The 14,856-nt window shown below is 55.4% G+C and carries 9 protein-coding genes and 1 tRNA gene; 7 read left to right on the top strand and 3 right to left on the bottom strand.

Annotated features, from left to right (window positions below; translation table 11 throughout):
- Positions 1-131: 131 nt before the first annotated feature.
- The gene (locus RB_RS02255; RefSeq protein WP_011118228.1) at positions 132-1,376 is read right to left on the bottom strand and encodes an AAA family ATPase; all 1,245 of its coding nucleotides are present in this window, start codon (positions 1,374-1,376) and stop codon (positions 132-134) included.
- Between the two features lie 971 nt (positions 1,377-2,347).
- Between RB_RS02255 and RB_RS02250 the strand changes: the two genes are divergently transcribed.
- Positions 2,348-2,983, top strand: a complete 636-nt coding sequence (locus RB_RS02250) for a response regulator transcription factor (protein ID WP_011118224.1) — start codon at positions 2,348-2,350, stop codon at positions 2,981-2,983.
- Positions 2,984-3,068: 85 nt separating this feature from the next.
- On the opposite strand, the gene RB_RS02245 is transcribed toward RB_RS02250, so the two are convergent.
- Entirely contained in the window at positions 3,069-3,536 is a 468-nt protein-coding gene (locus RB_RS02245; RefSeq protein ID WP_011118223.1) for a helix-turn-helix transcriptional regulator, read from the bottom strand.
- Between the two features lie 248 nt (positions 3,537-3,784).
- Between RB_RS02245 and RB_RS02240 the strand changes: the two genes are divergently transcribed.
- From RB_RS02240 to RB_RS02215, 6 genes are all read left to right on the top strand, one after another.
- On the top strand, positions 3,785-5,383 hold the full coding sequence (locus RB_RS02240) for a proton-conducting transporter transmembrane domain-containing protein (RefSeq protein ID WP_164921384.1): 1,599 nt from the start codon (positions 3,785-3,787) through the stop codon (positions 5,381-5,383).
- A gap of 373 nt (positions 5,384-5,756) precedes the next feature.
- Entirely contained in the window at positions 5,757-8,444 is a 2,688-nt protein-coding gene (locus tag RB_RS02235) for a YbcC family protein (protein WP_011118218.1), read from the top strand.
- A 199-nt stretch (positions 8,445-8,643) separates the two neighbouring features.
- Entirely contained in the window at positions 8,644-10,746 is a 2,103-nt protein-coding gene (locus RB_RS02230) for a peptidase domain-containing ABC transporter (protein ID WP_164921383.1), read from the top strand.
- A gap of 79 nt (positions 10,747-10,825) precedes the next feature.
- A complete protein-coding gene (locus tag RB_RS02225) occupies positions 10,826-12,175 on the top strand; it encodes an HlyD family secretion protein (RefSeq protein ID WP_007328443.1) in 1,350 nt (449 codons plus the stop codon).
- Complete coding sequence (locus RB_RS02220; protein WP_231846132.1) at positions 12,079-13,995, top strand: TolC family protein; 1,917 nt, start codon at positions 12,079-12,081, stop codon at positions 13,993-13,995. The genes RB_RS02225 and RB_RS02220 overlap by 97 nt, the downstream gene beginning before the upstream one ends.
- A gap of 100 nt (positions 13,996-14,095) precedes the next feature.
- A complete protein-coding gene (locus tag RB_RS02215) occupies positions 14,096-14,521 on the top strand; it encodes a BLUF domain-containing protein (protein ID WP_011118215.1) in 426 nt (141 codons plus the stop codon).
- A 215-nt stretch (positions 14,522-14,736) separates the two neighbouring features.
- Here RB_RS02215 and RB_RS02210 read toward each other — a convergent pair.
- Positions 14,737-14,820, bottom strand: a tRNA-Leu gene (locus RB_RS02210).
- Positions 14,821-14,856 lie beyond the last annotated feature (36 nt).

Raw genomic sequence — 14,856 nt, 5'->3', positions numbered from 1 at the left:
TTCGGAAATGGATGCGATCCGTCGCAACTAGCAAAAGTGGTGATTGTTTTTGGTGAGGTACTTACAACGACTCGATTTGTCCGAGCCAGCGATGATGAAATCGCAGTTTCAAAATGGCTGGCTCGGACAATTCAAAAGCCGAACGACTCCTGCCTAGCCGCTTGGTTCGGTTGCGATATCAAACCGGTTACCAAGGACAGCCCGATGCTGTTGAGCAAACCCTTCGGCCGCGGTGGGGGGCACAGGTTGTCAGACCGGACCAAACCGCGGACGGTCGGAATGGTCCATGTCGCATCACGAATTGCTTTCGCGATCGGCGACGAAGAGGACTCCAAGACAACCGGGTTGCCCATGTTCAATGACATCGTCACCGCGACGGGATCGTCGGGGACGCAGTGAATCGCATTGAGCTTCAAAAGCTTTTCAACAGACCGCACCGGCAACTCACCGGCGTGCCCGGTTCCCATCGCAAAGACGTGAATCGAAGCATCCGACTTTTGTTTGGTCTTGAGAAAACGCAGGTACTCTTTCGTTCTCAGCAGCGACACCACGTCGAGCCGCGTGGCAAGTACGATCGCATCAAACGATTCCAACACGCCCAGGTCTTCCGCCTGAATGGGGTCGTCCAGTTGCACCACCGAGCATGCGTGGCCGGCGGACACCATGTTGAGAATGGTCTCGCACCACTGCGATTTCAGTTCACTCATCCGGCTGCAAATTGGCGGACTGGCCAGCAGTTTGATCCCGCATGGATGACACTTCATCGCCTGTTCGACCATTGATTGGTCGACACCGTCATCTTGATTCAACAAGGATCGAAGCGTGTGTTCGGGTTCCAGTTTCAACATCGCCGCGAGATCCCCACCGCCGCAACGCATATCGATCAATGCACATCCGCCCAACTGACCGGCGATGGTTGCTGCCAAATTGCAAGACAACAAATTCGAATCGCTGACCGATGCGGTCGGGATCACGGCCAGCATATTGCCATCGCATCGCTTCTGAATGGTTTCCGATCTCAAACGTGAGATGACTTTGCCAACTTCATCGATCACGGGCTCACCCCAGCGAACAAAGTCGGTCGCTCCGGCACGGAACAGTTCCAAGATGGAATCCGGGTTCACGACCGTCGCTACCACAACGACCTTGCAATCGCCGGCATGCTTGAGCGCATGAAGGACCGCGAAGTGTTCCGGTTGAATTTGACTGAGCACCAAGAAGACCAACCGCTCACCGATGAACGGATCGACGGTCGTGTCGCTATCGGGACAGAGTTCGACTGATCGCTCGGGCGGACATTCCAATCCCAAGTCTCGAATTCCTTTGCGAAGGGAATTCGCTTTGTCATCGCACTCGTGCAGGATCCAGGTTTCCATTTGTCACTCTTCGTTCAAGACACATTGAACTCCTTTCAAACGCATCGCTCATGGGTGGGCGTTACTGCCGGCGACTCCGTGTCGTTGGCTAACAACCCTAGAACCTTTCGCACTCAGGCGACGCGTTTCGCCGCTCATTTCAACCATAGGGAAACCCCCTGGTAGTTCTCCCTATGTATCTCTGAAACCGCATTCGGGTCTTTTAGCGGACGCGCATTCCCCGCTGCGCAACCGACCACCCGCTGGCTAGGTTCTCGCGTTGCAGTGACTCCTCGAAAGCGATCCAACGATGTTGAATCCGCTTGCAACACGACGTTTTTTGTGATGTACAACAGCCAACCGAGGCACGACATCGCGGCGATGATCGGTGACAGTTGGGAAGCAACACTCGCTTGATTCAATGGACAAACCGAGAGCCACTTGCTGCGATCGGCCGCCGATGTGAGCCATCGCTTCAGACCGCTTTCAGCAAATTTCCGCCCACTGTTTTCTTCTTGCGAACCGCGTCTAAGCGAGCCGGTAGTTGCGTCGACCAGCAGTTCCGCGACGCACTTGCGCAACCGCATCACAAATGAATTCGCATCTGCGAACGTTCCGGGAACGGATCCATTGTGGAGGCATCGCGTTTAGTACGTTCCTGGCTTTGTCATTCGCGTTGGCCGCCTCTTTTCCGAGTCGTCCAAGTGCGTGCCAACGCAAAAGCACGAGATTCATCGCGACAATCCGCCTCACCAACCGCACGCGACTTTTGAAGCATCTAACACTGCATTTTCACATTTTCATTGTGTTTTCATTCTCGTGTCCCCAATGTGGTGACGATGAATCTACCACTGTGACGGGCGTGCCGAAAAAGCAAACTTGCTTTAAAATCACGTTCTCTAGTGAGTGCCCCCACTGGAACAAAGCAGAAAAACGTCAATCACTTCGGTGCGGAAAGTCCGTTTCGCGCTTCAACGATGAGGGGTACTCACGTGAAGGAATCCACTGTCTTTTTGATTGAAGAGTCATCATCGCGATGGGACTCGGTGTCGAGTCTCTTGCGGTCGAATGATTTCGCAGTCACAACATTCAACCATCCCAGCCAGTTCTACGAGTCGTACAATCCTCGCATCCCCGGATGCATGGTGATGGACCTAAGTATCTCGCTGGTCGCCGGTATCACGCTCGCCGAACAGATCTCCGAGAAGGGCTATTGCCCGCCCTACATCATCGTGGGAGGTGAACCACGCGCTTGCGACCTCTCTCGTGCGATGCGAAGTGGGGCCCAGGATTTCTTCGAAAGGCCACTGGATGGTTCGTTGTTCATCACACGCGTCCGCGCTGCATTACAACAGGACGATCAATTGCGTCAGCAGTGGTTGGCGGATCAAAGCGTGCTGAAACGGATCGACTCGTTGAGTCCCCGCGAGCGGGAAATACTGGCGTTGGTGATGGACGGGCGATTGTCGAAACAGATCGCCTCCCAGCTCGACATCTCTGTCAAAACGGTGGAAGCCCATCGCGCAAACATCTTGCGGAAGATGCACGTCGATTCGTTCATCCAAGTTGTTTGCTTGATTGCCAATAAACATGAATGGTTGGAATCGTCATCGTCTGCCGTCGCTTGATTCAACTGCTATCAAACGAAACACCTCAACCGTTTTTCTCGCTAAAGGTCCAGCGTTCAACTTGGCGGATGAACGTCGGTCTTTATCAACCAGTGATGAGCCTGAGAAGATCGCCAATGTTGCGGTGCGCTTCGATCGGGTGACGCAGTGCTTGGTCGGGCAAGACTTCATAGTGGTTCTTGCGTCCCACTTTTTCGCGTCGGATGAATCCTTCTTCTTCCAGGTCCTGGACGATTCGCTGAACCGCTCGTTCGGTGATCCCGACCTCCACTGCGACTTCACGCAGCACCAAATCCGGTCGGGCATGCAACGCGATCAACACGTGTGCGTGGTTGGTCAGAAACGTCCAGCGTGCACTGGAACGACGTTCTTCTGCCGTCCCAGGATCAAGTGACGACTTCTTTTCGGCGGTTGGCTCGGCCGCCGGTGTCGCCGGATCGGTCTTGGATTTTCGTGCGGAACTCTTTCCGCGACTGACTTTCTTCGCTGCCATTGTCTTGGGTCCGCCTGGGCCGCGGTTTCCTGCGATTTCAAAGTGTTTGAGCTGAGCCACTCCTCAGAATGTCTGGTGATTCCGAATTGTAACATCGGAAACACGTCTTTTTTTTCGTGACATCGAAACCACACGTTGAACGCACCATTTCCCACATAAACCGGTCCAAATTCGTCGTTCAGGAGGAAAATCAGGCTCAACCAAACAAAGAAAACTGACGAAAACCAATTGACGACATATTTGTCGTGCTTTACTTTTCGTGTCTCCGGTTTCATGTCTCACGTTTCTAGGTTTTGAGGAAGCTCGCGATGTCCGATTGGTTGAACTTTTTGCCGATGCTCCTTCCAACGGCGCTCGTCGCAGCCGTTTTGGTACCGGACTCGCTGACCCGCCGGCACGTGGTTTCTTGGCGGCGGTGGATCAACATCGCGGTTGCGTCGCAGGTCGCTGTTTTGCTGGTCGTGTTCGCTATCCGGTGGTGGGGTGTCGCCTCCGGTGCAACGGACGGACTTCTTGCATCAGGTGAACTTTCATCCGGAGAGCTCGGAGTCGCGTCTCCGGTGCTGCTCGATGGTCTGTCGGGTTTGATGCTGCTCTTGGTCACCTTCATTGGTTGGGTCACCTGCCAGTATTCCATCGAGTACTTGGACGGATCGCCAAACCAAGGACGCTACTATCGCTTCAGTGCGGTGACGATCGGCGCGGTCAGCTGGATGGTGGTATCCGGACACTTGGTCGTGTTCGCAGTGGCCTGGATCGCCATGAACTTGGCCCTGCATCAATTGTTGGTGCTCCATCCCGAACAACCCGGTGCCAAACGCGCCGCGTGGACGAAGTTCGCGATCAACCGAGTCGGCGACGTGGCTTTGCTTGCTGGGTTCGGGCTGCTGTTCGTCCACTTCGATTCCCCTTACTTGCAAGACATTTTCGCATCCGTCGGAAACATGGTGATCGATTCGCAGTCCGTACCGACAACGCTGTTAGCCGCTTGTGCGTTCTTGATGATCGCTGCCGTCATTCAATCGGTTCAGTTTCCGTTCCACACTTGGTTGCCAGAAACGCTGAACAGCCCCACACCGGTCTCGGCGTTGATGCACGCTGGCATCGTCAACGCGGGTGGATACCTGGTGATTCGTTTCTCACCCATCTTTGAGTTGGTTCCAACCAACCTGCACGTCTTAGCGATCATCGGTTTGTTCACAACCGTGATGGCGGCCGCCGTGATGATGACTCAAACCAGCGTGAAGAAGTCGCTTGCCTATTCCACGATCGCGCAGATGGGATTCATGATGCTGCAGTGCGGATTGGGTGCCTACACCGCGGCAACCGTGCACATCGTCGCGCACTCACTCTACAAAGCCAACTCGTTTCTACGATCCGGCAGCGTGGTCAGTGATGCCAAGGCGATCACCGGCGCGAGCGATTTGAAGCAACCACTGACTTGGTATGAGACAACCTTCGCCATCACCGCCGCGTGCGTCTTGTTCGCAATCGTCTCGATCCAGCTGAATGTCTCGCCCAACGAGAAAGCCGGCGGGTTGATTCTCGGCGGGATTCTTTGCTTGGCCCTGTCACACTGGATTGGTGAAGCCATCCGGTCCGGGTCTCGGTGGCTGGTCGTGCAGTGCACTGCCATCTCGGGACTGATCTGTTTGCTCTACGTCGGATGCTACTTGGCAACGGACGCGTTGACCGCCGGCAGTCTTCCGAGCTTGCCAACGCCAACCAACAACCTCGTCGTGACATCCACGATCGCGGCTGGCTTCGCCGGATTGCTGGTCCTGCAGTCGCGAATCCGTTCCGCCAGCGAAACGCCATGGTTGCAAACGCTGCAGATTCACGCGTCCAACGGTTTCTACATCGACCACTGCATCCGACGCGTCTTTCGAGCCTTCGCCTCGGCATGAGCGGTTGTTCAAAGAGTGAGCCGTTTGGGCGTTAGCCCCGGTTCCGACATCACAGAACCGAGGCTAACGCCGAATGGCACTTACTTTACAAATTCACCCTCCCCCTGGGAGGGTCGAGCGAAGCGAGGGGAGGGCTACACACCGGGTTTTAGGTTCGCCCTCCCCGGCCCGAAGCGGGCCGACCCTCCCAGAGGGAGGGTGAAGTAAGTGCCATTCGGCTAACGCCTAAACGGCTAGTACGAAGAGCTAAACGAACCGGGGCGAAGGCCCAAACGGCTCACAAAAAGAACCGACCAACTCCCAAACGGTTCATGAGAACATCCCCGACCAACCCTGCACGACGGCGAATCACAAAACACATCTCTGCTCTTTCTTGACCAACAAAGCCAACCTTCCATCCAACGAATCGATCATGAATACGCTCGCTCCTGAACAGAAGAAATCCAAAGCCAACGCACAACCATTCAGCGTCTTTGTCCCCGCTGCTTACGAAGATCCACATGTTTACCGACAAGTCGAAGAGTTGCTCGACCAAGTCTGCCAAGTGGTCTCTCCCGTCTGGCCATTGAAAGATTGGATCGCCGTGAATCCGTACGCTGGATTGTCCGAACGCTCCTTCCACGAATCGCGAGACTACCTGCGAGTCTTCTCGAAATGCGAGTTGCTACCATCGATGGATCACTTCTCGGCGCACTACCAGTCTGGCAGCTTTGCTGAGTCGCACATCGAAGCAGCTCTGCTGGAAAACTCACCTGGAAAGGATCTCTCGCAGAAGAAAGCAGACGTCCTGAAAGCTTTGCAAACCAGACTTCACACCGGAGACGCCTCAAAGCAAACGATGCCTGAAAAGTCGTCGCTTCCAAGAATCGCAACCATTGCTGATCGGCTGTCTGCCCACGGTGAAGTGGACTGGACCGAGATCGTGAAAGACGAAATCGGCAAGCATTGTTCGGCTCACTACGACGAAGGCCAATCGACTTGGGCCAGCCCGTGGCGAAACCTTCCGCTGTATCAGGCTTGGCGAAACAAGGCCAAAATCGATCGAGGGATCGAGATTCTCGGCCTGACTGGCTTTCGACACTTCGTTGATGAACTGCCGCACACAGTTGAAGCAACGATCGTGCATCTGTTGCAACGCCTGAACATCCCACGCGCATTGTGGGAAACGTTCCTCTTGGCTCACGCGTTCTCGCTTCCCGGTTGGAGCGGATGGACCAAGTACCAAGGTTTGCAGACCGATCCGACTGGGACCGGCCGAATGCAGTTTGATGACTTCCGTGGCTTGCTCGCCATGTCGCTCGCATACGACGTTGCGATTTCCGAAGCGTTTCTGTTCGAGGTGAATTGGTCGTCGGTTCTGGATCATCAAAGTTTGTCGCTGATGGATTCCGACAACGATTGCAAATCCGATCGGAAGATCCTGTTGCGAGCGATGGAAATTGCCTACCGAGACGACTTGCTCGCCAAGTTGCCGGTGCGCGAACTCACGACCGACCACGTTGCTGATGAAGATTTCGAAGAACCAACCAACTTGGCCACCAAACCTGCCGTGCAAATGGCGTTCTGCATCGACGTCCGATCCGAACGATTTCGACGCCACCTCGAGCAAGTCGACGCATCGGTCGACACGCTCGGTATTGCAGGATTCTTTGGACTGCCATTTGAATACGTCCCGCTCGGTCAATCTTCCGGCGACACTCACGCCCCCGTGCTGTTGTCGCCCAAGTTTGCTCTGCGAGAAAAATCATCGCCATGCGTCGGCGACTGTGCGACTTCGCGAAACGACACCGCTGAAAAACAAGTCTCGGTTCGAAACGGAAAGAAGCTCTGGAAGCGACTTCAGACTTCCGCCGTCGGCTGCTTCTCGTTTGTGGAAACCATCGGCTTGTTCTCAGGTTTCGATTTGGCCACTCGGTTGATGAGCCCCAAGTTTCGAAACAGCTTGCGAATCAAACATCCATCCAAGTTGCACGACGTCGAAGCAACACCACTGGATTTGGATCACTTGGTCGAACAAGGCATCGACTTGGATCAGCAAACCGATTTAGTGGAAGGTCTCCTCAACAGCATGGGGCTGAGCGACGACTTTGCACCCTTGGTCGTTCTCTGCGGGCATGGCAGCCAAACCGACAACAACGCCATGGCCGCCGGATTGGATTGTGGTGCCTGCGGAGGTCACTCGGGGGCTCCCAACGCGAGACTGGCTGCGATCTTGCTGAACGATCGACGGATTCAGAAACGGTTGTCGGATCGAGGGATTGAGATTCCCGCCGAGACCCATGTCATCGCCGCTTGGCACAACACCACCACCGACCAAATCGAATGGTTGGATTTGGATGCGGTTCCAGCCTCGCATCAGTCTCGAATCGTCGAGCTCCAAAACGTTGCCGATGCCGCCAGTCATCTGACGCGGGAAGAGCGGTTGCCGCTGCTGAACGAGAGCTGCACCGATTCGCTGATTTCGCGTGCGTCCGACTGGTCGCAAACGCGTCCTGAATGGGGATTGGCGGGCAATGCCAGCATGTTGATCGGGCCTCGAGAATTGACCCGAGGACGATCACTCGACGGGCGGGTCTTCCTTCACAGCTACAATCAAACAACCGATCCAAAGGGTGCCGTGTTGGAATCCATCCTCACCGCTCCGATGGTCGTGGCACACTGGATCAACATGCAATACTACGCCTCCACCGTCGATCCAACTCTTTTCGGCAGCGGATGCAAAACCATCCACAATGTTGTCGGTCAATTTGGTGTCTTGTCGGGCAACGGCGGCGATCTTCAAGCGGGTTTGCCGAACCAATCCCTTGGTTGCGGCTTAAAGATGCAGCATCTTCCCTTACGCCTTCAAACTGTCGTGGTTGCCAGCCGGGAATCCATTGACCGGGTCATCGCCAAGCATGCCAACATTCGTAATTTGCTGCAAAACGGCTGGGTGCACATGGTCGCCATCGACTCTGGCCAGAAGTACCGCTACCACTCGGACGGATCTTGGGTTCAACTGCGGACTGAAAACACGTCCCGGGCCGAAAGCGAATGGCAAGTCGTCGGCGGCACGTGCTGAATCGGCCTGCTGCAGTGGCACACCGGGCTGGTTCCCACGGATCGGCGAACCAGACGATGCCCGACTTCAATCGAACCCCAGTCCCGGGAAAACCACGCTGTTTGACCAGCGTGGTATGCCCACCGAAAAACGATCTTCTCGCGACGTTTGACCTCGTGAGTTTCGCTCCCCGACATTCGATTGCCCCTGTTTGACTCGTATGGATTCACCCCCATTTTCTGACGCGATTGCTCCGGATGACCAGTCGATCCTGCGAGCGCTAACTCGAATTGGGCAAAGCCTCGGGCTGCCGGTCGATCTGGCCGATGTGTTGTCCAACGATTCGATGCCCGAAGACGAAGATCCGTTGTGGGTGCTGCAAACCAGCGCCATGCAAAGCGGCATCGTGCTGGACGAAACCCAACTGCAATCGGGTGCCGAAGCGTTTGGATTTCTCGCCGAAGGCAACCCCATCGTGTTGGCCTACGACGATGGGTCACTCAGAGTCCTCGAGAAAGCGAACTGGCGATCGGTCGAGATGTTCTCGACGAACGACCAAGTCAATTCGAAGGTGATTAGCCGACATCGGCTCAGCCAGCTTTTCTCGACGTCGCCCGCGCCTCGGATGCTGATCGCGCGCAAGCAATTCGAATGCGATTCGATCTCGGTCACCTCACATGGTCACGCCGGCCATCACGAACACCCGACACCACTGCGTCGATTCATCTCGCTGCTGAACCTCGACCGACGCGACATTTGGATGGTCGTGCTGTTCGCGCTCGTCGCGGGCGTCTTGGCTCTCGCGACGCCGCTCGCGGTTGAATCCTTGGTCAACGTGGTCAGCTGGGGCACGCAGTTTCAACCGTTGATCATTTTGGGAATGATGCTGCTGACGTGTCTCTCGATCGCCGGTGTGCTGCGAGTGTTGCAAACCGTCGTAGTGGAAATCATCCAGCGTCGCCAATTCGTCCGCATCGCCAGCGACCTCGCCCACCGATTCCCGCGAGCCAACCAGCAACATCTTCGCGGCGAATGCCCTCGCGAATTGGCCAACCGCTTCTTTGACATCATGACGATTCAAAAAGCGACCGCAGTGTTGTTGCTTGATGGCGTCTCGATCGTTCTGACCACCGTTTTGGGGATGATCGTCTTGGCGTTCTACCATCCGTTCTTGCTCGGATTTGACATCGTGCTCGTCATCGCGATGGTCTCAATCATCTGGTTGCTCGGGCGAAACGGCATTCGAACATCGATCGAAGAATCGATCGCCAAGTATCGCGTCGCGCACTGGTTGCAAGACGTTATCGCACAACCATCGGTGTTCAAAACCAGTGGCGGCGAAGGTCTCGCGATTCAACGGACCGACCGTCTGACCGCAGACTACATCGCCGCCCGCCAACGACAATTTCGCGTCGTCATCCGGCAAGTCGGTTTTGCGATCGCGGTTCAAACACTCGCCTCGACCGCCGTGTTGGCTCTCGGTGGTTGGTTGGTGATTGGCGGCGCGTTGACGCTGGGACAATTGGTCGCCAGCGAACTGATCGTGACCGTCGTCGTCGGTGCGTTTGCAAAGGCGGGCAAATCACTTGAGAAGTTTTATGACTTGATGGCCGGGATCGACAAAGTTGGTCACTTGGTCGACATCCCGGCGGACCAAAAGATCGAACTGGGACCGACCGAAGAAGGCCCGGCCAAGGTGACTTGGTCGAACCTTGCATTCTGCGGCACGGCTTGGTCCTCGCGAATCCCCGCCGAAACCATCCAGCCCGGTGAACGGGTTGCGATTACCGGTGATGACATCAGCGGCCGTTCGTGCTTGGCTCGTTCAATCGCTGGACTGATGGATGTACCCGAGGGGCTGATTCAAATTTGTGGCATCGAAGCCGCTCAGGCCGCCGCATCGGGCTCCGGCAAACTGATCAGCTATGCCGGTACACGTGATGTTTTCCACGGCACGGTTCGCGAAAACATTGACTTGGGTCGTCGCGGGATCGGGCAACACCGTGTTCGCGAAGTGACCGGCCAAGTTGGCTTGACGGCCACGATCGAACAACTCGAAAACGGTCTTCAAACTTCGCTGCAAACCGGTGGCTACCCGCTGTCGCAGGAACAAGTCCTGCGGTTGCTGATCGCTCGAGCGCTAGCGGTTCGTCCCAAACTCTTGGTCATCGACGGGTTGTTGGACGAGCTAGACGCAACGGTTCGCGAATCGTTGTGGCAGCACATCGCTCCCGAGAACCCCGATTGGACATTGCTCGTCTTTACCAATCGGATGGACATCGCCCAGCGGTGCGACCAAACCCTGTTCATCCGCCGCCAATGATCTGTTCGCAACTTTTGCCTAGCGAACACACCACGCACGAATGTTTTGAATCACTGATCCATTCACCCCACACCAACTCATGATTCACAGTCTTCATTCATCCGACGACTTCGCATCGATGCAATTGGTCCGCACCGGCAATTGGATTCGCTTTGTCGGCAAGGTCACCTTCGTCGGACTTGCACTTTCGATCATTGCGATGGTGTTCGTGCCTTGGCAACAAACCGCTCGTGGCATCGGAACGGTCGTTGCCATCGATCCGCAACAACGTCCGCAACCGGTCCGCAGCCCATCCAAGGGCGTTGTCGAATACGTCAAACCAGGACTGCGTGAAGGAAGCTATGTCGAACAAGATGAATTGTTGTTGCGATTGTCACCTTTCTCGGTCGACGGCGTTTCGCAGATCGACACCCAAATCATCGCGATGGAATCCAAAGAAGCCGCGGCTCTCTCAGGACTCGAAGTCGCCAAGCAAGCCGTCGCGTTGCAAGAAAACGGCGGAAAGAGTTTGACCGAATCATTGAAACAAGACTTGGAAGCCGCCAAACAAAAATGGGAACAAGCTAAAAACGAAGTCACCGCGATGGAAGCGGAACTGCAAGACAAACGCAACCAATTGCGAATTGCAGAAGAAGTTTCCAAGAAAGGTTTGGTGTCTCGCGAAGAATTGTTCAGCAAACAGCAAGCGGTTGAATCACAAGTCGCAAAGGTCCAGAAGGCTCAGAACGCGGTGCACGAATTGTCCGCTTCGCTGATCTCCAAGGAAGAAGAGATTGAGGCAAAATTGCAGGACATCGCGATCAAGAATCGCGACGCCGAGCAAAAGGTGCTTGATGCGATGCAGAAGATCAACACGATCGAAAAAGAAATCCTGGACCTGCGAAACAAACGCGGCGAACTGGACCGTTTGGAAATCCGTGCCCCACGTTCGGGCCGCATCCAAGAGTGGTTTGGCGTCGAAGGCAGCGACACAATCAAAGAAGGCGACCAACTGTTTGTCATCGTGCCGGACACGGACGAGTTGGCCGTTGAAATGCGAGTCAGCGGCAATGACATGCCATTGATCCACGAAGGTGACCCCGTTCGCCTGCAATTTGAAGGTTGGCCCGCGGTTCAGTTCGTGGGCTGGCCATCCGTCGCAGTCGGCACATTTGGCGGCAAAGTCAACCGAGTCTTCCCGACCGACGACGGCAAAGGAAACTTTCGCGTGCTGGTGACCCCGGACAATCATTTTGATCGGGAGAATGGTTGGCCTGATGACCGATATCTCAGACAGGGCGTCCGTGCAAATGGATGGGTGCTTTTGAACCGTGTACCGCTGGGCCGAGAGATATGGCGTCAACTAAATGGATTCCCGCCGGTCGTCGCCGACCAGGAACCCGAAAAATCACAAGAGAAAGCGTCGAAGGTCAAACTGCCCAAGGCTTAGAGTCCGCACGTGCGGCAAACTTTGGCCAAGCCTCAAACTCTGCCAAAGACACCGCCTCCGTCGCGGCCACGTTAACGCATTCCTCGCGTCGAAATCGTTTCGCCATTGCACTGTTGGCGTTGCTGGCACCGTCGCAATTAGCAACGACCACCCTGATCCAAGCGGACGATCCATCGGCTCCAGCGATGATCGAGTCTGACTCGTTGTCATTCAAACAATTCCTCACCGTCGCGCAGAACGACGACACCGATCCGCTCACGGAAACCACCGCGGAACAACTCCCCGAATCAGTCACCGAACCCGGTGAAGCATCAGACGTTACTGAAGCGGCAACAACCAACGAGGACGCGCTTGTTCTGGCCGACGTCATCGCCAGCGTTTATCGGTCCTACCCCGAAATCATCCAGGCTCGCCAACAGGCCGGATTGACCAGCGGCGAACTCATGTCCGCCCGCGGTGCCTACGACGTCAAGTTCAACGCGTACTCCTTGTCAGAACCCACCGGCTATTACGAGAACTATCGCAACGGTTTGAAACTCGCCCGGCAAACTTGGTGGGGCGGCTACGTCGAAGCGGGTTATCGCGTTGGACGAGGCTACTATCAACCTTGGTACAAAGAACGCCAAACCGATGATGCTGGCGAATTCAAAGCCTCCATCATCCAACCTTTATTGCAAGGTCGCGCGATCGACCCGCAACGCGTTGCCGTCTTCCAAGCGTCACTGGCTCGGCAAGCCGTCGGACCAACGGTTCAGCAAACACTGTTGCAAATCTCTCTCGACGCCACGACGAACTATTGGCAATGGGTCGCCGCCGGATCCAGTCTGCAAGCTCAACGAGAATTGCTGAAGTTGGCTGAAGAACGGGGCAAGCAATACGAAGCCGGTGTCGAAGCGGGCAAGTTTGCCGAGATCGATTTGATCCTCAACCAACAACTCATCGCCGAACGTTCGACCAAGGTTCTGGAAACGGAACGCAAGTACCGTGAGACCGCGTTCAAACTGGGCCTGTTCCTTCGCGACGATGGCGGGCAACCAATTGTTCCCGAAGATCAATGGATCCCCAAGAAGTTCCCCGCGATTCAGCCACCGCCGCCCGGTGACTTTCAAACGGACCTCGCCGCAGCCCTTTCACGGCGACCTGAACCGCAGATTTTGCAGTATCAAATTCGCGGCATCCAGCTCGATCGACAGCTCGCTTGCAATGAGATGCTTCCCCGCTTTGATTTCATCGCCGAAGCCTCGCAGGACATGGGTGAACCAGCGACCAAGTCCGACGACAAAGGCGAATTTGAATTGGTGATCGGTTTCACCAGCGAAGTTCCCATCCAACGTCGCAAGGCTCGCGGCAAAGTTCAATCGACAACGGCCAAGATCGCACAAACGAATCAAAAACTACGATTGGTGCGTGACAAGATCGGCGTTGAACTGCAAACCGCCTACAACGCGTTGACACTGTCCGGCCAAATTGTCGAACAATCCGAAGCGTCGTTGCGAGCCAGCATCGACACACTCGATCGATACCGTTTCGCGTTTGAACGCGGCAAAATTGATCTGATCTATCTGAACTTGTTGGAAACGAAAGCCAACGAGACGGAGATCAAGTTGATCGAGGCCCAACAGAGTTGGTTCGCCGCGTTGGCTCAGATGCAAATCGCACTTGGGTTGGATCCACTCGAACAAGCGATGACGGTGTCGGCATTGCCGCCGAGTGAACTACCAACCTCGCTGGATCTTCAAGATTTTGAAAGTGCCCGGTCCGACGACCGCTTGAAAGACTGGGAACTTCACGAAGCCAACGCACTACGAGACGCAGAGTGACCCGACGGCGGATCCGCCCAATCCGCTCCTGTCCTATTTCATCGCCAATCAATCCTGGTCGAACGGACCAGGCCAACGAAGCTGAGTCAGAGAGAAAACCATGTTGACTGAATTGGTTTATTGCAGTGTGGCAACCCAAGCGATGTCGGTCGAAGAACTGGACAGCTTGCTGGAACAATCTCGAGAGAACAACGCTCGACTGAATGTGACCGGTATCCTGTTGCACAGCGGAAAGACTCGCGAGTTCATGCAACTGTTGGAAGGCGAGCAAGAGTGCATCGAAAAACTGATGCAAGTCATCTCGAATGATGAACGTCACACTTGCGTCGACATGATGTACCACGACCGAATCGAATCACGAAACTTCGAGGATTGGTCCATGGCATTCCGAATGTTCGATGACTTGGACCCCAAGCTGATCGAAGGCTACACCACCTTCAATGCCAACGCACTGCCGCCAGCGTTGCTGACAGGACGCAACAGCCGAGCCCGTTCAATCATGACGTCCCTCAGCCAAAACATGTGAGAACGCAACGACCGCTGACAACACGTCCGCTTTCTTCCCCGGAATTTGTAGGCCGTATCAAGGACCAACGGGACGCAGCTACGGCAGGAGCATGATCCCGAGCGCGGCGATGTACAGGATCGCTGCCGGAACTCCGCTTCGTTCCGGTCCGGCCTACTTTGGGTCGGCGCATAAAAAAAGCCCGGGCCGTTCGGTCCGGGCGATGTTCGAAGAAGTACCGAAGGAGGGACTCGAACCCTCACTGGATTGCTCCAACTGGATTTTGAATCCAGCGCGTCTGCCAATTCCGCCACTTCGGCTTCTTCTGAAAATGTCGATGAACCCGCTGGCGACCT

The sequence above is a fragment of the Rhodopirellula baltica SH 1 genome, from assembly GCF_000196115.1.
Taxonomy (GTDB): Bacteria; Planctomycetota; Planctomycetia; order Pirellulales; family Pirellulaceae; genus Rhodopirellula; species Rhodopirellula baltica.
Note: the sequence above shows the minus strand (reverse complement) of the source record. Positions and strands in the feature narration are given on the sequence as shown.

Excerpts from the sequence above, each read along its gene's own strand:
- RB_RS02255 (WP_011118228.1), bottom strand. The coding sequence starts at position 1,376 with ATGGAAACCTGGATCCTGCACGAGTGCGATGACAAAGCGAATTCCCTT.
- RB_RS02225 (WP_007328443.1), top strand. The coding sequence starts at position 10,826 with ATGATTCACAGTCTTCATTCATCCGACGACTTCGCATCGATGCAATTG.
- RB_RS02215 (WP_011118215.1), top strand. The coding sequence starts at position 14,096 with ATGTTGACTGAATTGGTTTATTGCAGTGTGGCAACCCAAGCGATGTCG.
- RB_RS02230 (WP_164921383.1), top strand. The coding sequence starts at position 8,644 with ATGGATTCACCCCCATTTTCTGACGCGATTGCTCCGGATGACCAGTCG.
- RB_RS02220 (WP_231846132.1), top strand. The coding sequence starts at position 12,079 with ATGGCGTCAACTAAATGGATTCCCGCCGGTCGTCGCCGACCAGGAACC.
- RB_RS02240 (WP_164921384.1), top strand. The coding sequence starts at position 3,785 with ATGTCCGATTGGTTGAACTTTTTGCCGATGCTCCTTCCAACGGCGCTC.